At 75.0% G+C, this 24,620-nt stretch carries 21 protein-coding genes; 14 read left to right on the top strand and 7 right to left on the bottom strand.

The features are described 5' to 3' along the window. Nucleotides 1-115: 115 nt before the first annotated feature. The 3 genes from ACWIZO_RS25410 to ACWIZO_RS25400 are packed head-to-tail and all read right to left on the bottom strand — an operon-like array spanning nt 116 to nt 3,723. Nucleotides 116-934, bottom strand: coding sequence for a hypothetical protein (locus tag ACWIZO_RS25410; protein ID WP_448640353.1), 819 nt, complete (start codon nt 932-934; stop codon nt 116-118). A 4-nt stretch (nt 935-938) separates the two neighbouring features. Continuing rightward, nucleotides 939-2,804 carry a TIM barrel protein gene (locus ACWIZO_RS25405; protein WP_448640352.1) on the bottom strand — a complete coding sequence of 622 codons (1,866 nt, stop codon included), beginning with the start codon at nt 2,802-2,804 and terminating at the stop codon, nt 939-941. A gap of 40 nt (nt 2,805-2,844) precedes the next feature. Continuing rightward, nucleotides 2,845-3,723: a shikimate dehydrogenase gene (locus ACWIZO_RS25400; protein WP_448640351.1), complete on the bottom strand. Its 879-nt coding sequence runs from the start codon at nt 3,721-3,723 to the stop codon at nt 2,845-2,847. A 240-nt stretch (nt 3,724-3,963) separates the two neighbouring features. Between ACWIZO_RS25400 and ACWIZO_RS25395 the strand changes: the two genes are divergently transcribed. From ACWIZO_RS25395 to ACWIZO_RS25380, 4 genes are all read left to right on the top strand, one after another. Beyond that, nucleotides 3,964-5,352: an MFS transporter gene (locus tag ACWIZO_RS25395; protein WP_448640350.1), complete on the top strand. Its 1,389-nt coding sequence runs from the start codon at nt 3,964-3,966 to the stop codon at nt 5,350-5,352. Between the two features lie 63 nt (nt 5,353-5,415). Next, nucleotides 5,416-6,513, top strand: coding sequence for a Gfo/Idh/MocA family protein (locus tag ACWIZO_RS25390; RefSeq protein WP_448640349.1), 1,098 nt, complete (start codon nt 5,416-5,418; stop codon nt 6,511-6,513). Between the two features lie 14 nt (nt 6,514-6,527). Continuing rightward, nucleotides 6,528-7,250, top strand: a complete 723-nt coding sequence (locus ACWIZO_RS25385) for a TetR/AcrR family transcriptional regulator (RefSeq protein ID WP_448640348.1) — start codon at nt 6,528-6,530, stop codon at nt 7,248-7,250. Nucleotides 7,251-7,350: 100 nt separating this feature from the next. Further along, a complete protein-coding gene (locus ACWIZO_RS25380; RefSeq protein ID WP_448640347.1) occupies nt 7,351-7,716 on the top strand; it encodes a thioredoxin family protein in 366 nt (121 codons plus the stop codon). A gap of 105 nt (nt 7,717-7,821) precedes the next feature. Here ACWIZO_RS25380 and ACWIZO_RS25375 read toward each other — a convergent pair whose 3' ends face one another. From ACWIZO_RS25375 to ACWIZO_RS25360, 4 genes are read right to left on the bottom strand one after another with little or no spacing between them, the layout of a single operon-like run. Next, a complete protein-coding gene (locus ACWIZO_RS25375; protein ID WP_448640346.1) occupies nt 7,822-8,451 on the bottom strand; it encodes a LutC/YkgG family protein in 630 nt (209 codons plus the stop codon). Beyond that, entirely contained in the window at nt 8,448-9,992 is a 1,545-nt protein-coding gene (locus tag ACWIZO_RS25370; protein ID WP_448640345.1) for a LutB/LldF family L-lactate oxidation iron-sulfur protein, read from the bottom strand. Before ACWIZO_RS25370 ends, ACWIZO_RS25375 begins: the two co-directional genes overlap by 4 nt. Continuing rightward, nucleotides 9,989-10,777, bottom strand: coding sequence for a (Fe-S)-binding protein (locus ACWIZO_RS25365; RefSeq protein ID WP_448640344.1), 789 nt, complete (start codon nt 10,775-10,777; stop codon nt 9,989-9,991). The genes ACWIZO_RS25370 and ACWIZO_RS25365 overlap by 4 nt, the downstream gene beginning before the upstream one ends. After that, nucleotides 10,774-11,814, bottom strand: a complete 1,041-nt coding sequence (locus ACWIZO_RS25360; RefSeq protein ID WP_448640343.1) for a LacI family DNA-binding transcriptional regulator — start codon at nt 11,812-11,814, stop codon at nt 10,774-10,776. The genes ACWIZO_RS25365 and ACWIZO_RS25360 overlap by 4 nt, the downstream gene beginning before the upstream one ends. A gap of 189 nt (nt 11,815-12,003) precedes the next feature. On the opposite strand from ACWIZO_RS25360, the gene ACWIZO_RS25355 reads away from it, so the two are divergent. The 10 genes from ACWIZO_RS25355 to ACWIZO_RS25310 all read left to right on the top strand — a co-directional run bounded on the left by ACWIZO_RS25355 (nt 12,004) and on the right by ACWIZO_RS25310 (nt 24,618). After that, nucleotides 12,004-13,554, top strand: a complete 1,551-nt coding sequence (locus ACWIZO_RS25355; RefSeq protein ID WP_448640342.1) for a sugar ABC transporter ATP-binding protein — start codon at nt 12,004-12,006, stop codon at nt 13,552-13,554. Continuing rightward, entirely contained in the window at nt 13,551-14,630 is a 1,080-nt protein-coding gene (locus ACWIZO_RS25350) for an ABC transporter permease (protein WP_448640341.1), read from the top strand. Before ACWIZO_RS25355 ends, ACWIZO_RS25350 begins: the two co-directional genes overlap by 4 nt. Further along, entirely contained in the window at nt 14,620-15,639 is a 1,020-nt protein-coding gene (locus ACWIZO_RS25345) for an ABC transporter permease (protein ID WP_448640340.1), read from the top strand. The genes ACWIZO_RS25350 and ACWIZO_RS25345 overlap by 11 nt, the downstream gene beginning before the upstream one ends. 68 nt (nt 15,640-15,707) lie before the next feature. Further along, nucleotides 15,708-16,793: a rhamnose ABC transporter substrate-binding protein gene (gene rhaS / locus ACWIZO_RS25340; RefSeq protein WP_448640339.1), complete on the top strand. Its 1,086-nt coding sequence runs from the start codon at nt 15,708-15,710 to the stop codon at nt 16,791-16,793. A gap of 61 nt (nt 16,794-16,854) precedes the next feature. Continuing rightward, entirely contained in the window at nt 16,855-17,217 is a 363-nt protein-coding gene (locus ACWIZO_RS25335; protein ID WP_448640338.1) for an L-rhamnose mutarotase, read from the top strand. After that, nucleotides 17,214-18,386: an L-rhamnose isomerase gene (rhaI, locus tag ACWIZO_RS25330; protein ID WP_448640337.1), complete on the top strand. Its 1,173-nt coding sequence runs from the start codon at nt 17,214-17,216 to the stop codon at nt 18,384-18,386. The genes ACWIZO_RS25335 and rhaI overlap by 4 nt, the downstream gene beginning before the upstream one ends. Before the next feature lie 135 nt (nt 18,387-18,521). Beyond that, nucleotides 18,522-20,558, top strand: coding sequence for a bifunctional aldolase/short-chain dehydrogenase (locus ACWIZO_RS25325; protein ID WP_448640336.1), 2,037 nt, complete (start codon nt 18,522-18,524; stop codon nt 20,556-20,558). Between the two features lie 73 nt (nt 20,559-20,631). Beyond that, nucleotides 20,632-22,110, top strand: coding sequence for a rhamnulokinase (locus ACWIZO_RS25320; RefSeq protein WP_448640335.1), 1,479 nt, complete (start codon nt 20,632-20,634; stop codon nt 22,108-22,110). Between the two features lie 32 nt (nt 22,111-22,142). Further along, on the top strand, nt 22,143-23,657 hold the full coding sequence (locus ACWIZO_RS25315) for a hypothetical protein (RefSeq protein ID WP_448640334.1): 1,515 nt from the start codon (nt 22,143-22,145) through the stop codon (nt 23,655-23,657). A gap of 199 nt (nt 23,658-23,856) precedes the next feature. Continuing rightward, nucleotides 23,857-24,618: a dihydrodipicolinate synthase family protein gene (locus ACWIZO_RS25310; RefSeq protein WP_448640333.1), complete on the top strand. Its 762-nt coding sequence runs from the start codon at nt 23,857-23,859 to the stop codon at nt 24,616-24,618. The last annotated feature ends 2 nt before the right edge of the window (nt 24,619-24,620 follow it).

The raw sequence follows: 24,620 nt of genomic DNA, 5'->3' as shown, positions 1-24,620 counted from the left end.
GCTCCAGGTCGGTGCGCCGGTCGTCGGGTCGCTGCTGGGGACGGAGCGTACGGGAGCAGGTACCGGGGACCTCGGGAACGGATTCGTCCGTGTCCGTGGGGCGTGCGGGGACGCGTCAGGCGCCGGCCTGCCGGTGCGCCCGGGCGCGGGGGTGCCGGTGCGCCCGGGCGCGGGGGTGCTCGAGCAGGCCGTCGACCAGCCCGTGCAGCTCGGTCAGGCGGGCACCGACGTCGTCGTGCAGGAAGCCGAGCGAGTCGTCGCCCCCGAGCGCGACCGGGACGTGCGGCGGCAGGGTGGCGAGCAGGCCCGCAGCCGCGGTCCCGGCGGCCGCGACCTGCCGGGCGCTGAGCCGCACGTAGCCGAGCGTCTCGCCGAGGGCGTCGACGACCGCCTCGACCTCCTCGGGCGTGCACGAGCCCACGGGCACGTCGAGGACGACGCCGCCGGAGCCGGGCGGGACGACCGCGACCGCGTCGGCGACCAGGTCGGGCCGGTCGGCGGGGACCGGCGCGAGCAGCGGCAGCACCCGGTAGGGGCGCGCCTGCTCGACGAGCTGGGCGAAGACGTCGGCGCGCTCGGCGCGGCCGAGGCCGGGGGTGGCGAAGCGCGCCGTGACGTACCGGGCGCCGAAGCGGGCGCCCAGGTCGAGCACCCGGCCGTGGCCGGCGTGGACGTCGTCGCGCGGCAGGCCGGTGCCCAGCTGCACGCGCCCCACGTCGAGGACGGTCACCCGGGTCTCGAGCAGCAGGGCCACCAGCCGGGCGAGGTTGCGCTCACCGGCACCGCCGCGCCACCACGGCTCGACCTCGGCCGTGCCGCCCACGTGCAGGCCGACCGAGTGCCACCCGGTGCCGGGCAGCGCCTCGGTCAGCTCGAGGGCGTCGCGCGGGTGGACGAGGGACTGGTGGACCGCCAGGCGGTTCGCGGCGTGCACCCGGTCAGCGTGCCCCAGGACGCGGTGCCTGACGACGGCGGCGGTGGGCGGCCATGCGGACCGGGGCGTCGGCCGTGCCGTAGCCGTCGTACCCGCCGAGCCGCTGGACGACCTCGAAGAAGACCCGGTCGCCGAGGACCTCGGTGGCCAGGTGCAGATAGCCGCCGTGCGCGTCCTCCTCGTACATGAGGCCGTGCTCGCGGACCGCGGCCAGCAGCCCGGCCGGCAGGTCGAGGCGGGCCTCGATGTCGTCGGCGTAGTTGGCCGGCAGCGGCAGCAGCGGCGCGCCGGCCGCCCGCAGCGCCCGGGCGGTCGCGACGACGTCGTCGGTGGCCAGGGCCACGGACTGCGGCTCGGGGACGCCGGGTGCCCACCCGCCGCGGCGCAGCGCCGACACCGACAGCGCCAGCCGCACGGCCCGGTCGGGCCCGGCGACCGCACGGGTGCGCACCAGGCCGAAGGGCGCGGCCAGCTCGGTGACCTCCTGCGGGTCCAGGCCGAGCACCGCCCGGTAGAACAGCCCGGCCTCGTCGAAGGCGTCGAAGGGCTGGGTGAGCCAGACGTGGTCGATGCCGGTGATCCCGGCGCCCGGTCCCGGCCGCGCGCCGGTGGGCAGGAAGTCGGCCGGCCAGCCGTCGGGTCCGGTGCGGGTGAAGAAGACCAGGGTGCCGTCGGGGGCGGCGACGGCGGACAGCTCGGCCTCCGCGGCACCCCGGGTGCGGGGGAGGACGGGGGCGCTCATCGCCTCGGCGCGCGCGGCCGACCGCGGCGGGTCGGCGCTCTCCAGGCCGAGCGCGGCCACCGCGGCCACCCCGGCCGCCGGGGAGCGCACCGCCTCGGCCCGCGTGTCCTGGGCGTTGAGCAGCACCCGCGCCCGGTGCGCGGCGTCGGGACCCTGCTCCCACAGCTGGACCGGCTTGGAGCGGTGCTGTCCGGTGTGCGTGAAGCCGAGCGCGGCGAGGACGCCGGCCAGCTGCGGGCCGGAGGCGCCGTCGACGGCCAGCTCGGTGAACGACCACCCCGACAGCGCCGGCGCGGCCGGGGGCAGCGGCAGGCCGGCCTGGGGGTGGCGCAGCGCCAGCGCCTCCTCCAGCCACTGCAGGGAGCGCATGGCGTCGACCGCCGTCCGGGCCGGGTCGGCCTGGCGGTAGACGTCGTTGAACACCTCGAGGGACAGCGGGCCGGTGTAGCCGGCGGCCAGCACGTGTCCGACGAAGCGCGGCAGGTCGAAGGCGCCCTGCCCCGGGAAGAGCCGGTGGTGGCGGCTCCACTGCAGCACGTCCATGCCCAGCTGCGGCGCGTCGGCCAGTTGCAGGAAGAACAGCTTCTCCCCGGGGACGTCGGCGAAGCCGGCCGGGTCCCCGCCGCGGGAGAGCACGTGGAAGCTGTCCAGGCACAGCCCGAGCGCGGGGGAGTCCGCGCGGCGGACGGCGTCCCACGACCGCTCCCAGGTGGACACGTGCCGGCCCCAGGCCAGCGCCTCGTAGGCGATCCGCAGGCCCCGCTCGTGCGCCCGGCCGGCGGCGGTCGCGAGCTGCTCGGCGAGCAGGTCGACGTCGTCGACGGCGTCGGGCGCGACCGACGAGCAGACCAGCACGGTGTCGACCCCGAGCGCGGCCATGACGTCGAACTTGGCCTCGGCGCGACGCAGGTTGCGGGCGAAGCGGCCGGGGTCGGTGGAGTCCAGGTCGCGGAAGGGCTGGTAGAGGTCGATCGACAGGCCCAGGTCGGCGCAGCGGGCGGCCAGCTCGGCCGGCGACCACGGCGCGGCCACCAGGTCGGGCTCGAAGACCTCGACGCCGTCGAACCCGGCGGCGGCCGCCGCGGCCAGCTTGTCCTCTATCGTCCCGGACAGGCAGACGGTGGCCACGGTCCGGCGGGGCCTCCCCGCCGGGGGGCGGAGGGGGCCGTCAGGGGACACGGACGTCGGGGACCAGCGTGGTGAAGTGGGCCAGCATCCGTCCGGCGTCGGGCTCGACGCCGGTGAACAGCCGGAACGCGTCGACGGCCTGGAACACGGCCATGCCGCCGCCGTCGAGCACCCGGCAGCCCAGCTCGCGGGCGGTGCGGACCAGCGCGGTCTCCAGCGGCCGGTAGACGACGTCGGCCACCCACAGGTCGGGCCGCAGCAGGCCGGCGTCCAGCGGCAGGCCGGGGTGGGCGGCCATGCCGGTGGGGGTGGCGTGCACCAGGCCGTCGGCGCCCGCGAGTGCCGCGGGCAGCCCGCCGAGGTCGCCGCCGTCGGCGCGGCCGGCGCCGAAGCGCCCGGCCAGGGCCGCGGCCAGCTCCCCGGCCCGCGTGCCGTCGACGTCGAGCACGGTCAGCCGGCCGACCCCGAGGGTGAGCAGCGCGTGCGCGACGGCGGCGCCGGCGCCCCCGGCGCCCAGCAGCACGACCCGGTGCACCGGGGCCTCGGGCAGGCCCCGGTCGAAGGACCGGGCGAAGCCCGACCAGTCGGTGTTGTGGCCGACCGCCCGCCCGTCGCGCAGCACGACGGTGTTCACCGCGCCGAGGGCAGCGGCGTCGGGGGAGAGCTCGTCGAGGTGCTCGAGCACCAGCTGCTTGCAGGGGTGGGTGACGTTGAGCCCGTCGTAGCCGGCCAGCCGGGCGGCGGCGAGGATCTCGCCGATCGCCGACGCCGGCCGCTGCAGCCGGTCGAGGTCCAGCCGCCGGTACAGATAGCGCAGCCCCAGCTCGTCGGCCTCGCGCTCGTGCAGGGGCGGGGTCAGGGACGGGCCGATGCCGCTGCCGACCAGACCGATCAGGAAACCCTGCGAACCGTCCGTCATCGGACCGCCTCCCCCTTGTGTACCAGTTGGTGAGTTGGTGTGCAGCAGAGCACACCCCAGCACTCCGCCGCCAGTGTCGACCCGTCCACGACCGGTTTCCGGGAGGGGTCTTGTGCGCTGCGCCACGCTAATGTACCAAGTAGTTCATTAGAGTCGTGGTGCCGGTCACCACGATCGCCCCGCACCGAGCACCGCCGTCCCGCGCCTGGCGGCGCACCCCCTTCCCTCCCAGGAGGACCGATGCGCGACGCAGTCGCCGAGCCGGGCTCGTCCGAGCCCCGCGAGTTCCAGAAGACGCCCCGGAAGGCCGCGGCCAGCGGCTGGATGGGCAGCGCGCTGGAGTACTACGACTTCTTCATCTACGCCCAGGCCGCGGCGCTGGTGTTCCCGACCGTCTTCTTCGCCGAGGGCGATCCGCAGACCGCCATCGCGCAGTCGCTGGCCACCTTCGGCGCCGGGTACGTGGCGCGCCCGATCGGCGCGTTCGTCCTGGGCCACTGGGGGGACACGCACGGCCGCAAGAACGTGCTCGTCCTCTGCATGCTCCTCATGGGTGTCTCGACGTTCGCCGTCGCGCTCCTGCCGACCTACGCGCAGGTGGGCAGCCTCGCGGCGTTCCTCCTGGTGGTCCTGCGCCTCGTCCAGGGCTTCGCGGTCGGCGGGGAGATCTCCGGCGCCAGCGCGATGATCGTCGAGCACTCACCCTTCGGCCGGCGGGGCTACTACGCCAGCTACAGCCTGCAGGGGGTCCAGGCCGGGCAGATCCTCGCCGCCGCGGTGTTCCTGCCGCTCTCGGCCATCCTCCCGGAGGACCAGTTCATGTCGTGGGGCTGGCGCATCCCGTTCCTGCTCAGCGCTCTCGTGGTCTTCGCGGGCTACCTGGTCCGGCGGCGGGTCGACGAGACCCCGGCCTTCCAGGAGGAGGCCGTGCACGGCGAGGTGCCCAAGGCGCCGATCGTCCAGGCGGTCCGGGAGTCGGGCAAGGACATGCTGCGGGTGGTCTGCATGGCACTGATGAACGCGGTGCCCCTCGCCGCGACGGTGTTCGGCGCCACGTACGCGACGAACGACGCCTACGGGGTCGGCTTCAGCACGACCACCTACCTGTGGATCTCCGTGGTGGGCAACGCGGTCGCCGTCCTGCTGATCCCGTTCGTCGGCAACCTGTCCGACCGCATCGGCCGGCGGCCGTGCATCATCGTCGGCGCCCTGGGGTCGACGGCGCTGTCGTACGCGTACCTGTACTTCATCAGCCAGGAGAACGTCGTGCTGTCGTTCGTCTTCGCCGTGCTGATGTGGGGCATCGTCTACCAGGGCTACAACGCGGTCTTCCCGGCGTTCTACCAGGAGCTCTTCCCGACCAAGACCCGCGTCACGGCCTTCGCGGTGGCGCAGAACCTGGGCACGCTGATCACCGCGTTCCTGCCACTGCTCTACGCGGTCGTGGCGCCGGGCGGGTCGAACGTGCCGCTCATCGTCGGCAGCATCACCCTCGGCATCGGGATCATCGCGGCGGCGGCCGCCTGGTCGGCCCGGGAGACCCACCGGGTGCACATGAACGACCTGGGCCGCGACGATGCCCCGGTGGTGCCGCGCGAGGAGTACGAGCGGATCCGCGCCTCGGCCTGAGAAGGGGGCCGGGCCGACTCCCGTCGGCCCGGCCGCCGACCGCTTCGACACCAGGGAGGCGACGTGACCGGGGAACCGGCCGTGCGGATCGCCGTGGCCGGCGTCGGCAGGATCGGCCGGCGTCACGTCGAGGAGATCGCCGCCGGCTCCTCGACGCGGCTGGCCGCGGTCGTCGGCCCCGCGCCGGCCACGGACGCGGTGGCCGAGGAGCACGGGGTCCCGCGGTACCGCTCGCTGGCCGGGCTCCTTGAGCGGGACCGGCCCGACGGCGTCGTCCTCGCCACACCGAACCGGCTGCACGTCGAGGGCGGACTGGCGTGCGTCGCCGCCGGCGTCCCGGTGCTGGTGGAGAAGCCCCTGGCCGACACGGTGGAGGCCGCCACCCGGCTGGTGGAGGCGGCCGAGGCGGCCGGCGTCCCCCTGCTCGTGGGGCACCACCGCCGGCACAGCCCGATCCTGGCCAGGGCCCGGGAGGTGGTGGCCGGCGGCGTCCTCGGCCGCGTCGTCGCCGTCGTCGGGACGGCGCTGTTCGCCAAGCCCGACGCCTACTTCGACGTCAGCGGGGGCTGGCGGCGGCAGCCCGGCGGCGGCCCGGTGCTGCTCAACCTGGTGCACGAGGTGGACTGCCTGCGGTGGCTGGTCGGCGAGGTCGTCCGGGTGCAGGCCACGACGTCGAACGCCGTCCGCGGCTTCCCGGTGGAGGACACGGCCGCGGTGGTCCTCACCTTCGCCGGCGGGGCACTGGGCTCCTTCCTGCTCTCCGACGCGGCCGCCTCGCCCCGCTCGTGGGAGCAGACCTCGGGTGAGGACGCGAGCTACCCGACCCACCCGGACGAGGACTGCTACCACCTCGCCGGCACCGCCGGGTCGCTGTCGGTGCCCACCATGCGGCTGCGGACCCACGCCGGCCCGCCCTCGTGGTGGGAGCCGTTCGAGAGCTCCACCGTCGCGGTCGGGCGCCGCGACCCGCTGGCGGCCCAGATCGAGCACTTCGCCGCGGTCGTGCGCGGGGAGGCCGAGCCGCTCTGCGGCGGGCGCGACGGGCTGGCCACGCTGCGGGTGCTCGAGGCGGTCGTGGAGTCGGCCCGCACGGGCCGGCCGGTGGACCTGCCCGGAACCGGACGGTCCCGTCCTAGGCTCGAGGTCGGTCCGCCGAGGTGAAGAGGTCCGCCGCCGTGTCGTCCGCCGTCCAGCCGCTGCCCGACGAGCCCGACGCCCCCCTGGGGTCCGTTCCCCCGGTCGCGCCCGTCCCCCCGGTCGAGCCGGTGCCCGGGCCGCCCCGGCAGCGGGACGCCGAGCGGACCCGGGCCGAGATCCTCGACGTGGCCACCAAGGAGTTCGCCGACCGCGGCTACGCCGGAGCGCGGGTCAACGAGATCGCCGCCAAGACGAGCACGACCAAGCGGATGATCTACTACTACTTCGGCGGCAAGGAGCAGCTCTACGTCGCCGTCCTGGAGCGGTCCTACGGCCGGATCCGCGGCCTCGAGCAGCAGCTCGACGTCGAGCACCTGGACCCGGTCGAGGCCATCCGCGCGCTGGCCGGGCTGACCTTCGACCACCACGAGGCGCACCCGGACTTCATCCGGCTGGTGAGCATCGAGAACATCCACCGCGCCGAGCACGTCGCCCGCTCCGAGCGGCTGTCCAACCTCAACACCCGGGCGCTGGAGGTCCTCGGCCGCATCCTCGCCCGCGGCCGGGAGGCCGGCGTCTTCCGGGACGACGTGGAGGCGCTGGACGTGCACCAGGTGATCAGCGGCTTCTGCATCTACCGGACGGCGAACCGCTACACCTGGCGCGCCCTCTTCGGCCGGGACATGCTCGACCCGCAGCGGCGCGACCAGCAGCGCCGGATGCTCGGCGACCTCGTCGTCGCCTACCTCACCGCCCGCTGACCTGCTCGCCGCCCGCTGACCTGCTCGTCGCCCGCTGACCTGCTCGTCGCCCATCGACCTGCTCGTCGCCGACCGGCCGCACGGCGAGCACACTGGGCGGGTGACCGTCGCCCTCTCCGCGGCCGACTTCGCGGCCGCGGTGCACGCGCCGGGCATCGTGCTGGTCGACTTCCGCACGGCCCGGTCGGGGTCGAGCCGCGCGTTCAGCGCGGTGTTCGACGCCGCGGCGGGGCGGTACCCCGACCTGACGTTCGCGTCCGTCGACACCGGGGCCGAGCCGGGGCTGGCCGCCGAGGTGGGGGTCCGCTCGGCGCCCACGCTCATGGTCTTCCGCGACGGCGTGCTGGTCTTCGCCGAGCCCGGCTGGCTGCCCGCCGACTCGGTGGACCTCCTGATCGCCACGATCCGCGACCTCGACATGGCGGCGGTGCGCGCGGTCTTCCCCGAGCCGATCACGCCGCGCTGAGCCGACCCCGGCGCGCGTCCTCCCTCACCGCAGCGCGTCCTCCCTCACCGCGCACGGTGGGGGAGGACGCGCCACGATCAGGTCCCCTGATCGTGGCGCCGCCCCTCAGGAGACGAGGACGACGACCAGCGTGCGGGGGCCGTGCACGCCCTCCACCCGCTCCAGCTCGATGTCGCTGGTGGCCGACGGCCCGCTGATCATCGTCAGGGGGCGCAGCGGGTCCAGCCGGGCCAGGCCCTCGGGCACCCCGCCCACCACCTGGTCGGCGGTCACCACGCAGACCAGGCAGTCGGGCAGCAGCGACAGTGCCCGCCGTCCGCACGCCGGCGTCCCGTCGAGGACCAGCGTGCCGGTCTCGGCGATCGCCACGGCGACGGCGGTGACCGCGGCGGCGCGCTCGGCGAGCTGCACCGGCGGCCGGTCGTCGTCGGTGTCGAGCCCGCCGGGGCGCCAGGCCTCGGCCAGACCCGGCGCGGCGACCACCGACGCGGGCGTCCACCCGGTCCCCAGGCCGGCGTCGAGGGCCGCGGTCACCGTGGCGGCGACGTCGTCGGGGCCGCAGCGCAGCACCGAGGCCTTGTAGTCCTCGAGCCGGTCGAGGAGCACGTCGAGCAGCAGGTCGGCGGGGCGGTCGTCGGTGGCGCGGTAGTCGCGGGCCACCTGCGGCACGGGTGCGCGGGTCTCGCCCAGCGCGGTGCGGACGCGGCCGAGCACCTCCTCGCGGGCGCTGGTCACGACCGGCCCCCGTGCTCGCGCGCCCACGCCTGGGTGAAGGTCTCCGCCGGCGGGGCGGGCAGGTCGCGGCTGCGGGTCCAGCCCGACACCGGCGGCGGCAGCGCCGCGGGCAGCGTCGGCCGCCCGCGGGCGAGCAGCCGGCCCAGGCCCGCGGCCCGCTGGGTCAGCCGCCACAGCCGCGGGTGCGACATCGCCCGCGCCAGCGCCTTGAACGCCACGGCCTCGGCGGTGGGCTTCTCCTGCGCCTCGACGTGCTCGGCGCGCAGGTGCACCAGGATCGAGGGGATGTCGATGGCCACCGGGCAGACGTCGTAGCAGGCGCCGCACAGGCTGGAGGCGTAGGGCAGCGAGGCGTTGTCCTCGACGCCGGTCAGCTGCGGGGAGAGCACCGCGCCGATCGGGCCGGGGTACACCGAGCCGTAGGCGTGCCCGCCGGTGCGCTCGTACACCGGGCAGACGTTGAGGCAGGCCGAGCAGCGGATGCAGTGCAGCGCCTGGCGGCCGACCTCGTCGGCGAGGACCGCCGTCCGGCCGTTGTCGAGCAGCACCAGGTGGAACTCCTGCGGCCCGTCGCCGGGTGTCACCCCGGCCCACGTGGAGGTGTAGGGGTTCATCCGCTCGCCGGTGGAGGAGCGGGGGAGCAGCTGGAGGAACACCTCGAGGTCGCGCCAGGTGGGCACCAGCTTCTCGATGCCCATGACGGTGATCAGCGTCTCCGGCAGGGTCAGGCACATCCGCCCGTTGCCCTCGCTCTCGACGACGGCCAGCGTGCCGGTCTCGGCGACGGCGAAGTTGGCGCCGCTGATCGCGACCCGGGCGCGCAGGAACCGCTCGCGCAGGTGCGCGCGGGCGGCCATCGCCAGCCGGCGCGGCTCGTCGGGCAGGTCGCGGTCGGCGCCCTCGCCCTGGAACTGGGGCATCGTGCGCAGGAAGATCTCGCGGATCTCGGCGCGGTTCTTGTGGATGGCCGGCACCAGGATGTGGCTGGGCATGTCGTCGCCGAGCTGCACGATCAGCTCGGCGAGGTCGGTCTCGTGCGCGGTGATGCCCGCGGCCTCGAGCGCCTCGTTGAGACCGATCTCCTGGGTGGCCATCGACTTGACCTTGACCACCTCGTCGGTGCCGGTGGCCCGCACCAGGTCGGTGACGATGCGGTTGGCCTCGCCGGCGTCGCGCGCCCAGTGCACCGTGCCGCCGCGGGCGGTCACCTGCCGCTCCAGCTCCTCGAGGTGCTCGTCGAGGCGGGCCATGGTGGCGGTCTTGAGCGCGCTGCCGGCCGCGCGCAGCTGCGCCCAGTCGGGCAGCTCGGCGACCACCCGGGCGCGCTTGCCGCGGATCGTCGTCGTGGCGTGGCCGAGGTTGGCGCGCAGCTGGCCGTCGCGCAGCGCGTCGCGGGCGGCGTCGGGGAAGGGCCGGTCGCCGCGCAGGTGCCCCACGCCGCGGGGCGCGGTGGGCAGGCCGAGGAACGTCGTCCCCGACCGCGGGGCCCCCGGGGCCAGCGGGGTCTGGTCGGTGCGCAGGTCCTGCGGGGTCGTGGTCACGCGGTCACCGCCGGTCGGGTGGTCTGGTGCGGGGTCACGGCGTCCTCCGTCGAGGCGAGGATCTCGGCCAGGTGCACCGTCCGGGTGCCCGAGCGCAGCCGCGACAGCCCACCGCCGATGTGCATGAGGCAGGAGGCGTCGCCGGCCGTGCACACCTCGGCGTGCGTGGACAGCACGTTGGCCATCTTGTCGGTGAGCATCGCGGTCGAGGTGTCGGCGTTCTTCACCGCGAACGTGCCGCCGAAGCCGCAGCAGGACTCCGCGCCGGGCAGCTCCACCAGCTCCAGCCCACGCACGGCGCGCAGCAGCCGCAGCGGCCGGTCGCCCACCTCCAGCAGCCGCAGCGAGTGGCAGGTCGGGTGGTAGGTCACCCGGTGCGGGTAGTAGGCGCCGACGTCGGTGACGCCGAGGACGTCGACGAGGAACTGCGACAGCTCGTAGGTGCGCGCGGCCAGCGCCTCGGCCTCCTCGGCGAGCGCCTCGTCCCCCGCCCGGCGGGCCACCATCGCCTGCTGGTGGTGGATCGAGGCGACGCACGACCCCGAGGGGGCGACGACGGCCTCGACACCCGATGACACGGCGCCGGCGAAGGCGCGCACGTGGTTGGCCACGATCGGCACCGCCTCGCGCCGGTAGCCGGTGTTGACGTGCATCTGCCCGCAGCACGCCTGCCCGGCCGGCACGACCACCTCGTGACCGAGCCGTTCCAGCAGCGCCGCGGTCGCCCGGGCGACCTGCGGCGCCATCGTGTCGACCAGACACGTCGCGAACAGCGCGACCTTCATGCCGCTCCCTCCCGGTCGGCCGCGGCGTCGCGGCGGACCATGCTCGACTCCCGGACCACCAGCTCCGGGTCGAAGACCAGCTGCTCGTGCCGGTGCCCCTCCCGGGACTCTGCCAGCAGCAGCTCCGCGGCGCGCCGGCCCAGCTCCTGGCGCGGCTTGCGCACCGAGGTCAGCGGCACCGCGGCGGCCGCGGCGAAGTCGATGTCGTCGTAGCCGACGATCGCGAAGTCCTCGGGCACCCGCACGCCCTGGCGGACCATCTCCTGCAGCACGCCGAGGGCCAGCAGGTCGTTGGCGCACACCGCAGCGGTGGGCCGGCGGGCGGCCGGCAGGCCGACGATGCGGGCGGCGGCCTCGCGGCCGCCGTCGACGGTGAGGTGCTCGGGGGAGAGGACCAGCAGCGCGTCGTCGTCCCCGCTGGCCTCGCGGACGGCGGCGACGACGCCGGCGTGCCGCTCCTGCACCTGCGGCAGGCCCGACGCGCCGCCGATGAAGGCGATCCGCCGGTGCCCGCGCTCGAGCAGGTGCTCGGCGGCGAGCCGGCCCCCGAGGACGTCGTCGACGGCGACGGCGCACTGGTCGGCCGTGGGCGCGCGCCGGTCGACCAGCACCACCGGCACCCCGCGACGGCGCAGCGAGTCCAGGTGCGGGGACAGCTCCGCGGTCGGGGTGATGAGCACGCCCTGCACCCGCTGCTCGGCGAGCACGTCGAGGTGGGCGGCCTCCTTCTCCGGGCGGTCGTCGGAGTTGCAGAGGATCACCGCCAGGCCCGCCGGGTCGACGACGTCGTCCACGCCGCGGGCGACGTCGGTGAAGAACGGGTTGGCGATGTCGAGGACGACCAGCCCGATGGTGCGGCTGTGCCCGGCGCGCAGCTGGCGGGCCGACTCGTTGCGCACGAAGCCGAGGACGGTGATCGCGTGGAGCACCCGCTCACGGGTGGGCCCGCTGACCACCTCGGGCCGGTTGAGGACGTTGCTGACCGTGCCGACCGAGACGCCGGCGTGCTCGGCGACGTCGCGGATGCTCGCGGGCACGGGGATCTCCTCGCGCAGGCCTGGGATGGGGTGACGGGGGACACCGTCCGGTTCCGATCGTCGCCTGTGAACTGAAACGTGTCAAACCCCCGTCCCCACGTGATGACGGGACGTTGACACGTCGTGGAACCCCATCCTATGGTCTGCGCCACAACTCGTCTGAATCGTTTCATAACGGAGGTGGTCGCCGTGGACCACGCCTCGGCGCCGTCCGCGCCGCCGGCGTCCGGGCAGGTCGTCCTCGCCCTGGAGGACGTCGGCAAGAGCTTCGGTGCGGTCGCGGCCCTCCGCGGGGCGCAGCTCGAGCTGCGCGCGGGGGAGGCCCACGCGCTCGTCGGCGAGAACGGGGCCGGCAAGTCGACCCTGGTGAAGATCCTCGCCGGGGTGCACGGCCCGGACACCGGCCGCGTCCTGCTCGACGGGCAGCCGGTCACCCTCGCCGACCCCGCCGCCGCGCGGGCCGCCGGCATCGCGGTCATCTACCAGGAGCCCACGCTGTTCCCCGACCTGTCGGTCGCGGAGAACATCTTCATGGGCCGCCAGCCGCTGCGCGCCGGCCGCCGGATCGACCGCCGTGACCTCGCCGCGCGCTGTCGGGCGCTGTTCGACCGGCTCGGCGTCGCCCTCGACCCCGACCGCCCGGCGCGCGGGCTGTCCATCGCCGACCAGCAGATGGTGGAGATCGCCAAGGCGCTGTCGTTCGACGCGCGGGTGCTGGTCATGGACGAGCCGACCGCGGCGCTGTCCGGCGTCGAGGTCGAGCGGCTGTTCGCCGTCGCCCGGTCGCTGCGCGCCTCGGGTGCCGCGGTGCTGTTCATCTCCCATCGCTTCGACGAGGTGTTCGACCTCTGCGACCGGATCACCGTCATGCGCGACGGGCAGTGGGTCTCCACCGACCTCACCCGCGACCTGACCGTGGACCAGGTGGTCCGCCGGATGGTCGGCCGCGAGGTCTCCTCGCTGTTCCCCAAGCTCGACGTCACGCCGGGTGAGGTCGTCCTCGAGGTGCGCGGTCTGACCCGTCGCGGCGTGTTCTCCGACGTCTCCTTCGACGTGCGGGCCGGCGAGATCGTCGCGCTGGCCGGCCTGGTCGGTGCCGGGCGCAGCGAGATCGTCCGCGCCGTCTTCGGCGTCGACCCCTACGACGCCGGCACCGTCCGCGTCGCGGGCAGGCAGCTGAGGAGGGGCGACCCGGCCGCGGCGATGGCCGCCGGCATCGCGCTGGTGCCGGAGGACCGGCGCCAGCAGGGCCTGGTCATGGAGCTGTCGGTGGAGAAGAACGCCACCCTGACCCGGCGCTGGCAGCTGGCGAGGGGCGGGCTGCTCCGCTCCCGTGCCGAGCGCGCGCAGGCCGCCGAGTGGTCGAAGCGGCTGCAGGTCAAGGCCGGGAGGCTCACCGACCCGGTGTCCACGCTGTCGGGCGGCAACCAGCAGAAGGTCGTCCTGGCCAAGTGGCTGTCGACCGAGCCGAGGGTGCTGATCGTCGACGAGCCCACCCGCGGCATCGACGTCGGCACCAAGTCCGAGGTGCACCGGCTGCTGTCGCAGCTGGCGGCCGACGGCCTCGCCGTCGTCATGGTGTCCAGCGAACTGCCGGAGGTGCTCGGCATGGCCGACCGCGTCCTCGTCGTCTCCGAGGGCCGCCTCGTCGACGACATCCCCCGCGCCCGCGCCGACGAAGACAGCGTGATGCTGGCCGCCACCGGTCAGGGCGCCCCGGTCCCGGGAGGCGCCCGGTGAGCGCGCCCCTGACGAGGACCGCCGAGGCGCTCCCCGAGGAGCTGGCCGCGCCCGAGCGCGATGGCCGGCGCGGCGCCGCGCTCGTGCAGCGCCTCGTCGTCGCCCGCGAGCTCGGCATCGTCGCCGCGCTGGTGCTCCTCGTCGTCGTCACCGTCGTCGCCAACCCGCGGTTCCTGTCCGGGCAGAACGTCCGCGACCTGCTGCTGTCGGCGGCGATCCTCACCGTCCTCGCCGCTGGCCAGACGATGGTGGTCGTCACCCGCAACGTCGACCTGTCGGTCGGGTCGGTCCTGGGCCTGTCGGCCTACGCCACCGGCACGCTGCTGGTGACCGCGCCTAACCTGCCGATCGTCGTGGTGGTGCTGGCGGGCATGGCCGTCGGCGCGGTGTGCGGCCTGCTCAACGGCGCGATCGTCGCCGTCGCCGGGGTGCCCTCGCTGGTGGTCACCCTCGGCACGCTCTACGCCTTCCGCGGCCTGGACTCGCTGTGGGCCTCCAGCGCCGACCGGCTGCAGATCAACGCCGCCGACCTGCCGGGCGGGTTCAAGTCCCTGGGCACCGCGCGGCTGCTCGGCATCCCGGTGCTGTTCCTCGTCGCCGTCGTCGTGGTGCTCCTCGTCGGCTACTACCTGCGCACCTTCCGCAGTGGCCGCGAGCTCTACGGCATCGGCTCGGCACCCGAGGCCGCGCGCCTGTCGGGCATCCCGGTCGGCCGGCGGGTGCTCACCGCGTTCGTCGTCAACGGCGCCCTGGCGGGCCTGGCCGGCGTCCTCTACGCCGCCCGCTTCCAGACGCTGGACACCACCGCCGGCACCGGCCAGGAGCTGTTCGTCGTCGCCGCCGCGGTCGTCGGCGGGGTCGCCATCTTCGGCGGCAGCGGCTCGGTCTACGGCGCCGCGCTCGGCGCGCTGCTGCTCACCACGATCGGCACCGCGCTGCCCCAGCTGGGCCTGGACCCGTTCTGGCGGGACGCCGCCGTCGGCGCGCTGATCCTCGCCGCCATCGCACTGGACCGGGCGCTGCAGCTGCGCCTGGCCGCCCGCCTCCGGGGGAGGAACGCCCGCCGTGACCGTTGAGACCGCCCCCGCGCCGGCCGCACCGGCGCCCGCCGCGCCCGCGCGCCGCGGCCCGACCCTGCCCACGGGCAGCGTCATCACCACGTTCCTCGTGCTGTTCCTGCTCGTCGCGGCGTTCTCGGTCGACGGGTTCGCCTCCAGCCGCAACGCCGGCTTCCTGCTCCTCGACGTCGTCGTCATCGCGCTGATCGCGCTGCCGCTGACGCTCGTGGTGGTCACCGGCGAGATCGACCTGTCGGTGGCCAGCACCGTCGGCCTGGCGAGCGCGGTGATGGGGCAGCTGTGGATCGCCGGGCTGCCGCTGGAGCTCATCGTCCCGCTGGTGCTCGTCCTCGGGGCCGTGCTCGGCGCGGTCAACGGGTTCCTGGTGACCCGGCTCGGGCTGCCCTCGCTGGCGGTCACCATCGGCACGCTGGCGCTCTACCGCGGACTGGCCTTCGTCGTCCTCGGCGACCAGGCGGTGGCCGACTTCCCGCGGGCGTGGACCACCTGGGCGATCAGCTCGATCGGCTCCACCGGCATCCCGACCGTCGTCGTGCCGCTGCTGGTGCTGGTCGTCGTCACCGGCGTCGTGCTGCACGCCACCCCGGTCGGCCGGTCGCTCTACGCCATGGGCAACAGCGAGGACGCCGCGCGGTTCAGCGGCATCGACGTCGCCCGCACCAAGCTGTGGCTGTTCGTCGCCACCGGCGTGGTCAGCGCGCTGGGCGGCGTCTACTGGACCCTCCGCTACGGCAGCGCCCGCGCCGACAACGCCACCGGCCTGGAGCTGCAGGTCATCGCGGCCATCCTGCTCGGCGGGGTGTCGATCTTCGGCGGCAGCGGCGGGCTGCTCGGCGTCATCGCCGGCGCCCTGCTGCTGGCCTCGGTCCGCAACGCCCTGCAGCTGGTCAACGTCCCCTCCGACGTCCTGAACATCGTCACCGGCGTCCTGCTGATCACCGCCGTCGTCGCGCCCCAGGTCGCCGCCCGCGTCGAGGGACGCCGCCGGCGCCGGCCGGCTCCCTGAGCCGACCCCCGCACTTCCCCGCACCGCCCATCCGTGCCCAACCCCGGCACACCCAGAGAGGAACCCCGATGTCGCGATCCCTGACCGGCCGCCGCCTGCGTGGTGGCCTGACCGGCGTGGCAGTGGCCGCCCTGGTCCTCACCACCGCCGCCTGCGGCGGCACCACCCGCGGCGAGGACGAGGGCAGCAGCTCCGGCGGCGGCGCGTCCGCCTCGGCCGACCCCGACGCCGAGATCCCCGCCGACCTCGCCGTCGCCTTCCTGCCCAAGGCGCTCAACAACCCCTACTTCGACGTCGCCGCCACCGGCTCCGAGCGGGCCGTCGGCGAGTTCGACGGCGAGTTCAGCCAGGTCGGCCCGTCGGAGGCCAGCGCCTCCTCGCAGGTCAGCTACATCAACACGCTGACCCAGCAGGGCGCTGACGTCATCCTGACCTCGGCCAACGACCCCAACGCCATCTGCAGCGCGCTCGACCAGGCCCGCAGCGGCGGCGCCAGCGTCGTCACCTTCGACTCCGACACCGCCCCCGAGTGCCGCGACGTCTTCATCAACCAGGCCACGGCCGACGGCATCGCGCAGACCCAGGTCGACCTCATGGCCGACCAGATCGGCGGCGCCGGCCAGGTCGCCATCCTGTCGGCCACGGCGAACGCGACGAACCAGAACACCTGGATCGAGCTCATGCAGAGCTACGCCGCCGAGAAGCACCCCGACATGGAGATCGTCACGACGGTCTACGGCGACGACGAGGACGAGAAGTCCTTCCAGGAGACCCAGGGTCTGCTGCAGACCTACCCCGACCTCGAGGGCATCATCTCCCCGACCACCGTGGGCATCTCCGCCGCGGCGCGCTACCTGTCGGGCTCGGAGTACAAGGGCCGGGTCGCGCTGACCGGACTGGGCACGCCGAACCAGATGCGCGAGTTCGTCCAGGACGGCACCGTCACCGCGTTCGCGCTGTGGAACCCCGAGGACCTCGGCTACCTCGCGGCCCACACCGGTGCTGCGCTGGCCGCCGGGCAGATCACCGGTGCCGAGGGGGAGACCTTCACCGCCGGTGACCTCGGCGAGTACGAGATCGGCGCCGACGGCGTCGTCGTCCTCGGCGAGCCCACCGTGTTCGACGCCGACAACATCGACGACTTCGACTTCTGAGTCGTCCGCCCCGGTCCCGCCGCCGCGCGGGACCGGGGCACCCCCTCCCGAGGAGTCCCGCGTGCCCCGCTCCTGCTTCACCCTCCAGGTCCGCCCCGACCGGCTGGCCGAGTACCGCGAGCGGCACGCGGCCGTCTGGCCGGACATGCTGCGCGCGCTGCGCGACGCCGGCTGGCGCGACTACCAGCTCCACCTCCGCGGCGACGGCCTGCTCGTCGGCATCGTGGAGACCGACGACCTCACCGCCGCCCAGGCCGCCGTGGACGCCACCGACGTGAGCGCCCGCTGGGAGGCCTCGATGGCGCCCTTCTTCGAGACCGGCGACGGCCGCGGCAAGGCCGAGCTGGAGCTCGTCTTCGACCTCGACGCCCAGCTCGCGGCAGTCGACCAGTCCACCACCGCACCATCGGGAGACCCCTCGTGACCACCGACCTCCGCGCCCGTGCCCTCACCGCGCTGGCCGACCAGACCATCGAGCTGCCCTCCTGGGCGTTCGGCAACTCCGGCACCCGGTTCAAGGTCTTCGGCCAGCCCGGGGTCGCCCGCGACCCGTTCGAGAAGATCAAGGACGCAGCGGTGGTGCACCGGTTCACCGGCGCCGCGCCGCGGGTGTCGCTGCACGTCCCGTGGGACCTCGTCGACGACTTCGGCAAGCTCGCCGCGCACGCCGCCGACCTCGGGGTCTCGATCGGCGCCATCAACTCCAACCTGTTCCAGGACGACGACTACCGGCTCGGGTCGCTGACCCACCCGGACGAGGCGGTGCGGCGCAAGGCGATCGCCCACCACACCCAGTGCATCGACGTCATGCGCGCCACCGGGTCGACCGACCTGAAGCTGTGGCTGCCCGACGGCACCAACTACGCCGGCCAGGACGACCTGCGCGGCCGCCAGGACCGGCTCGCCGACTCCCTGCAGCAGGTCTACGCCCAGCTCGACCCGGGCATGCGGCTGCTGCTCGAGTACAAGTTCTACGAGCCCTACTTCTACGCGATGGACATCCCCGACTGGGGCACCTCGCTGCTGCACTGCCTGGCCCTCGGCGACCAGGCCACCGTCGTCCTCGACACCGGCCACCACGCGCCGGGCACCAACATCGAGTTCATCGTCATGCAGCTGCTGCGGGTGGGGCGCCTGGGCGCGTTCGACTTCAACTCCCGCTACTACGGCGACGACGACCTCATCGTCGGCTCGGCCGATCCGTTCCAGCTGTTCCGGATCATGAACGAGATCGTGGCCGCCGACGCGCTCCGGCCGGACTCGGGCGTCAACTTCATGCTCGACCAGTGCCACAACATCGAGCCGAAGATCCCCGGCCAGATCCGCTCGGTGGTGAACGTGCAGGAGGCCACGGCCAAGGCGCTGCTGGTCGACCGCGAGGCGCTGGCCGCCGCTCAGCGGTCCGGTGACGTGCTCGGCGCCCACGGCGCGCTGACCGACGCGTTCAGCACCGACGTCCGCCCGCTGCTCGCCGAGCTGCGCGAGTCCCAGGGACTCGACCCCGACCCGTACGCCGCCTACGCCCGGTCCGGCCACCAGGAGCGCATCGCCCGCGAGCGCGTCGGCGGCACCCAGGCCTCCTGGGGCGCGTGAGCCCGCCGCCTCCCGCCCGCGGGAGGCGACCCCGTCGACTCGGCGAGATCACGCGATCTCGCCCACACCAGCCCCTCCCACCGTGCGAGATCCCGCGATCTCGCCGGGTCCAGGAACCCGGAAGGAACCCCTCCTGTGACGAACCCCGTCGTCAGTGACCTGCTGGGCCGGAGCAACCGGCTCGGCGCCGACCCGCGCAACACCAACTACGCCGGCGGCAACACCTCGGCCAAGGGCACCGAGACCGACCCCGTGACCGGCTCGCCGGTCGAGCTGGTCTGGGTCAAGGGCTCCGGCGGTGACCTCGGCACGCTGCAGGAGTCCGGCCTGGCCGTGCTGCGGCTGGACCGGCTGCGCTCGCTGGTCGACGTCTACCCGGGCGTCGACCGCGAGGACGAGATGGTCGCCGCGTTCGACTTCTGCCTGCACGGCCGCGGCGGCGCCGCACCCTCGATCGACACCGCGATGCACGGCCTGGTCGAGGCCGCGCACGTCGACCACCTGCACCCCGACTCCGGCATCGCCCTGGCGACGGCGGCCGACGGTGAGGCGCTGACCCGCGAGTGCTTCGGCGACCGCGTCGTCTGGGTGCCGTGGCGCCGTCCCGGCTTCCAGCTGGGCCTGGACATCGCCGCGATCAAGGACAAGAACCCGCAGGCCATCGGCTGCATCCTGGGCGGCCACGGCGTCACCGCGTGGGGCGCCACCAGCGAGGAGTGCGAGGCCAACTCACTGGAGATCATCCGGACCGCGGAGCGGTTCCTCGCCGAGCGCGGGAAACCCGAGCCGTTCGGCGCCGTCGTCCCCGGCTTCGAGCCGCTGCCCGAGGCCGAGCGCCGTACCAGGGCCGCCGCCCTCGCGCCGGTGGTCCGCGGGCTGGCGTCGACCGACAAGCCGCAGGTCGGGCACTTCACCGACTCCGACGTCGTCCTGGAGTTCCTGTCCCGGGAGGCGCTAGGGCCCCTCGCCGCGCTGGGCACCTCCTGCCCCGACCACTTCCTGCGCACCAAGGTGCGCCCGCTGGTGGTCGACCTGCCGGCGTCCGCCCCGGTCGAGGACGTCGTCGCGCGGCTGCGGGAGCTGCACGAGGAGTACCGCGCCGAGTACACCGCCTACTACCAGCGACACGCGACGCCCGACTCGCCAGCGATGCGCGGCGCCGACCCGGCGATCGTGCTGGTGCCCGGCGTCGGCATGTTCAGCTTCGGTGCCGACAAGCAGACCGCGCGCGTGGCCGGCGAGTTCTACGTCAACGCCATCAACGTGATGCGCGGCGCCGAGGCGGTCAGCACCTACGCGCCGATCGACGAGAGCGAGAAGTTCCGCATCGAGTACTGGGCGCTCGAGGAGGCCAAGCTCGCGCGGATGCCGGAGCCCAAGCCACTGGCCACCCGGGTCGCCCTGGTCACCGGTGCGGCGTCGGGCATCGGCAAGGCCATCGCCCAGCGGCTGGCCCGCGAGGGCGCCTGCGTCGTCGTCGCCGACCTGGACCCGGCCAAGGCGCAGGCCGCCGCGGAGGAGATCGGGAGCAGCGACGTCGCCGTCGGCGTCGCCGCGGACGTCTCCGACGCCGAGGCCGTGGCCGCGGCGTTCCGGTCAGCGGTGCTGGCCTTCGGCGGGGTCGACCTGGTGGTCAACAACGCCGGCCTGTCCATCTCCAAGCCGCTGCTGGAGACCACCGAGGCCGACTGGGACCTGCAGCACGACGTCATGGCCAAGGGCAGCTTCCTCGTCTCCCGCGAGGCCGCCCGGATCATGATCGAGCAGGGCATGGGCGGCGACGTCGTCTACATCTCCTCGAAGAACGCGGTCTTCGCCGGCCCGAGCAACATCGCCTACTCCTCGACCAAGGCCGACCAGGCCCACCAGGTGCGGCTGCTGGCCGCCGAGCTCGGCGAGCACCAGATCCGGGTCAACGGCATCAACCCCGACGGCGTCGTCCGCGGGTCGGGCATCTTCGCCGGCGGCTGGGGCGCCAAGCGGGCCGCGGTCTACGGGGTGCCGGAGGAGGAGCTGGGCCAGTTCTACGCCCAGCGGACCCTGCTCAAGCGCGAGGTGCTGCCCGACCACGTCGCCGACGCCGTCTTCGCCCTCACCGGCGGCGACCTCACCCGGACGACGGGGCTGCACGTGCCCGTCGACTCCGGCGTCGCGGCGGCGTTCCTGCGATGACGCACGAAGACGACGAGCGAGTGAGCATCGCAGCGAGGAACGAGCGAGGAGCGGGGCGAGCCGGAGTCGAGCCATGAGCGGGGAGCTGACCCTCGCGGCGGTCGACCTGGGGGCCTCCAGCGGCCGGGTGATGGCCGCGCGGGTCGGCCCGGAGCGGCTGGACCTCACCGAGGTGCACCGGTTCCCCAACCGGCCGGTGCGGACGGCGGGGACCCTGCACTGGGACGTCCTCGGCCTGTACGCCGGGGTCCTCGACGGCCTGCGCGCCGCCGGCCGGGAGGCCGGGCGGGTCGACGGCGTCGGCATCGACAGCTGGGCCGTGGACGTCGGCCTGCTCGACGCCGACGGCGAGTTGCTGGGCAACCCGGTTCACTACCGCGACGCCCGGCACGCCGCCGCGGTGCCGGCGGTACACGCCGTCGTCCCGCCCGAGGAGCTCTACGCCGTCAACGGCCTGCAGCACCTGCCGTTCAACACCGTCTTCCAGTTCGCCGCGATGCGGGGCACGGCGCGGTTCGCCGCGGCGCGCCGGGCGCTGCTGGTCCCGGACCTGCTGGCCTACTGGCTCACCGGCGCGGTCGGGGCGGAGGTCACCAACGCCTCGACCACCGGGCTGCTCGACGCGACCACCCGCGAGTGGGCCGGGCACCTGGTCGACCGGCTGGGGCTGGACCGGGGCCTGCTGCCGCCGCTGCGCCAGCCGGGCGACCGCCTCGGTGAGCTCACCGGCGCGGTGCTGGAGGAGACCGGGCTGGCCGGGCCGGTGCCGGTGCTCGCGGTCGGCTCGCACGACACGGCCTCGGCGGTGGTCGGCGTCCCGGCGGCCACCGACCGGTTCGCCTACGTCTCCTGCGGCACGTGGTCGCTGGTCGGCGTCGAGCTGGAGAAGCCGGTGCTCACCGAGGCCAGCCGCGCGGCCGGGTTCACCAACGAGCTCGGCGTCGACGGCACGGTGCGCTACCTGCGCAACGTGATGGGGCTGTGGCTGCTGCAGGAGTCGCAGCGGACGTGGGCCGCGCACGGCCTGCCGGCGGACCTGCCCGACTTGCTCGCCGCCGCGGCGCAGGTGCCGGCCTTCACCGCGCTCGTCGACCCCGACGACCCGGTGTTCCTCCCGCCCGGCGACGTGCCGGCGCGGATCGCGCAGGCCTGCACCCGCAGCGGTCAGACGCCGCCGCAGGGCCAGGCCGAGACGGTGCGCTGCATCCTCGACAGCCTGGCGCTGGCCTACCGGCGCACCGTCCGGCGGGCGGTGGAGCTCTCGGGGCGCGCGGTCGAGATCGTGCACCTGGTCGGTGGGGGAGCACGCAACACCCTGCTGTGCCAGCTGACCGCCGACGCGTGCGGCCTGCCGGTGCTGGCCGGCCCGGTGGAGGCGGCCGCGCTGGGCAACGTCCTCGTCCAGGCCCGCGGCCTCGGTGTGCTGTCGGGCGGGCTGCCGGAGCTGCGGGCGCTGCTGCGCACCACCCAGGACGCCCAGCTGTACCTGCCGCGGGCGGGGTCGGAGACCGCCTGGGACGCCGCCGAGGACCGGGTGTCCTGGAACCGGTGAGTCGCGGGCGGGTACGCGGGTAGCCAGGGCCCGTGCGCCTGCCCGGTCCCTCGGACCTCCTCGACCTGCCCTGGACGCTCGCGGAGTCCGTCCGCACGCTGGGCGCGGCGCTGCCGCGCGCCGAGGGGCTCCTGCCGCTCGCCGACGACGTCCTGCGCCGGACCCGGGCCCTGCTCGACGGTGCGGCGCCCGCGGTGACCCGCGCCGCGGCGGCGGCCCCCGAGGTCGTGGACGCCGCCACGGCGGTGGTGCGGCGGGTCGCCGACGCGGTGACCCCCGAGCGCGTGGCGACCCTGGGCGCGGTCGTGGACCGGCTGGGGTCGGCGCTGGCACCGGACCGCGTGGAGGCGGTGACCCGGACGGTGGACACCCTGCGGTCGCGGGCCGACGTCGTGCCGCGGGCGCTCGACGCGCTCGACGGGCTGCTGTCCTCCGACCGGCTGCCCCGGCTGGGTGAGGCGCTGGACCGGGTGCTGTCGACCGACCTGCTGACTCGGCTGGACCGCGCGCTGGACCTGGTGGCCGACGAGCGCCTGCAGCGGGCGCTGGACCTGCTCGCGGACCCCCGCGCGGAGCGGGCCCTGGAGCTGGCCGCGGACGACCGGGTGGGGGTCGCCCTCCACCTGGCCGCCGACGAGCGGGTCGGCCGGTTGCTCGACCTGGTCGCGGACGAGCGGATCGGCCGGGCGCTGGCCCTGGCCGCCGACGAGCGGCTCGGGCTGGCCCTCGACGTCGTGACCGACGACCGGATCGACCGGACCCTGGGCATCCTCACCGGTGACCGGGTGCAGCAGGCCCTCGACCTGGCCGCCGACCGGCGGGTCCGCGCGCTGCTCGACCTGGCGGCCGACGAGCGGGTGCTCCCGCTGCTCGGCCGGCTCGACGCCCTGCTCGCCGACGGCCGTGTGCCGCGCCTGGTGGAGCGTGCCGACGGGGTGCTGCAGGACGGGCGCCTCGCCCGGATCAGCGGCCGACTCGACCGGTTGCTGTCCGACGAGCACCTCGACCGCACCGAGGAGGTCCTCGGGGGAGGGGAGGCGGCGGCCGCCCTGGGCCTGCTCGCCCGGCTCGACCGGGTGGTGACCGACGACGTCTCCCGCGCGCTGGCCACGCTGCTCGACCGGCTGCCCACGCTGCTCACCGAGGACCGGACCGCGAACCTGGCCGTCCTCGCCGACCAGGTGCCGCGGCTGTTGCGGGGGCTGGAGTCGGGTCACCTGCCGAGCACCGCCGACCTGGGGCGGGTGCCGACGGACCTGCACGCGCTGCTCGAGCTGATCGACGACCTGCACCAGGTGGTGTCGGGACTGCCCGGCGCCGGCCGCGCACGCGACCGCGGGGACGACCCGCACCCGCAGGTCGAGGACCCCCGGCCGCCCGATGACGACGAGCCGCAGCGGGAGGCCGCGGACGCGCTGCCGGGGACGGGCGAGTCGCAGCCGGGGGCCGCGGACGCGCTGCCGGGGACGGGCGAGTCGCAGCCGGGGGCCGCGGACGCGCTGCCGGGGACGGAGGAGCCGCAGCCGGAGGTCTCCCCGGGGAGCTGATGCCGGAATCGCGTCCTCCCTCACCGCGGCGCGTCCTCCCTCACGGTGGGCGGTGAGGGAGGACGCGCGATGATCAGGTCACCTGATCGTGGCCCTCCGACCGCGACTCCGGGCCCCCCCGTGCTGACGGCCCGATCGGGCGGGGCCGGCGGAGGCCTCGAGCCGGGCCGGGCGGCGTCCTCAGGAGGAGGATGCGGGCATGGCCTTGTTCACCGGCGTCGGCGTCGCCCTGGTCACCCTCTTCCGCGAGGACGGCGCGTTAGACGCGCCGGCCACCGCCGACCTGGCGGCGCAGCTGGTCGGCCTCGGCGTCCGGTGCGTGCTCGTGGCCGGGACGACGGGGGAGGCGGCTGCCCTCACCGCCGAGGAGCGGGACGCGCTCGTCGGCACGGTGCGGGCGGCGCTGCCGGCGGAGGTGCCCGTGCTCGCCGGCACCGGCGCACCCACCGGCCGGCAGGCGGCGGAGCTGACCGAGCGCGCCTCCGCCGCGGGCGCGGACGCCGTCCTGGCTCTCTCGCCGCCCGGGGTCGCCGATCCGCGCCCGTACTACGAGGCGGTCGCCAAGGCCGCTCCCGGGCCGCTGCTGGCGTACCACTTCCCGGGGGCCTCCGCGCCCGGGATCCCCGTCGACCTGCTGCCCGACCTGCCGGTGTCCGGGCTCAAGGACTCCTCGGGGGACGCCGGCCGGCTGCTGCACGAGCGCGACGTCTTCCTCGGCGACCTCTACACGGGGGCGGCGACCCTGGTCGGGCTGAGCGGCGCGATCGGGGCCGCCGGCGCGCTGGTGGCGGCCGCGAACGTCGCTCCCGAGCTGTGCGTCGCGGCCGCCGGCGGCGACGCGGACGCCCAGGTGCGGCTCGCCGCGATCGATCGCGGCGCGTCCGCCGACTTCCCCGCGGGCTACAAGCGGGCGGCCGCGGAGCGCTTCGGCACGTCGGTGCTCACCCGGGTGGGCAGCTGACG

The sequence above is a fragment of the Geodermatophilus sp. URMC 63 genome (assembly GCF_053502565.1).
Note: the sequence above shows the minus strand (reverse complement) of the source record. Positions and strands in the feature narration are given on the sequence as shown.

Coding starts and splice junctions, on each gene's coding strand:
- ACWIZO_RS25400 (WP_448640351.1), bottom strand. CDS start 3,723: ATGACGGACGGTTCGCAGGGTTTCCTGATCGGTCTGGTCGGCAGCGGC.
- ACWIZO_RS25395 (WP_448640350.1), top strand. CDS start 3,964: ATGCGCGACGCAGTCGCCGAGCCGGGCTCGTCCGAGCCCCGCGAGTTC.
- rhaS (WP_448640339.1), top strand. CDS start 15,708: ATGTCGCGATCCCTGACCGGCCGCCGCCTGCGTGGTGGCCTGACCGGC.
- ACWIZO_RS25365 (WP_448640344.1), bottom strand. CDS start 10,777: ATGAAGGTCGCGCTGTTCGCGACGTGTCTGGTCGACACGATGGCGCCG.
- ACWIZO_RS25310 (WP_448640333.1), top strand. CDS start 23,857: ATGGCCTTGTTCACCGGCGTCGGCGTCGCCCTGGTCACCCTCTTCCGC.
- ACWIZO_RS25320 (WP_448640335.1), top strand. CDS start 20,632: ATGAGCGGGGAGCTGACCCTCGCGGCGGTCGACCTGGGGGCCTCCAGC.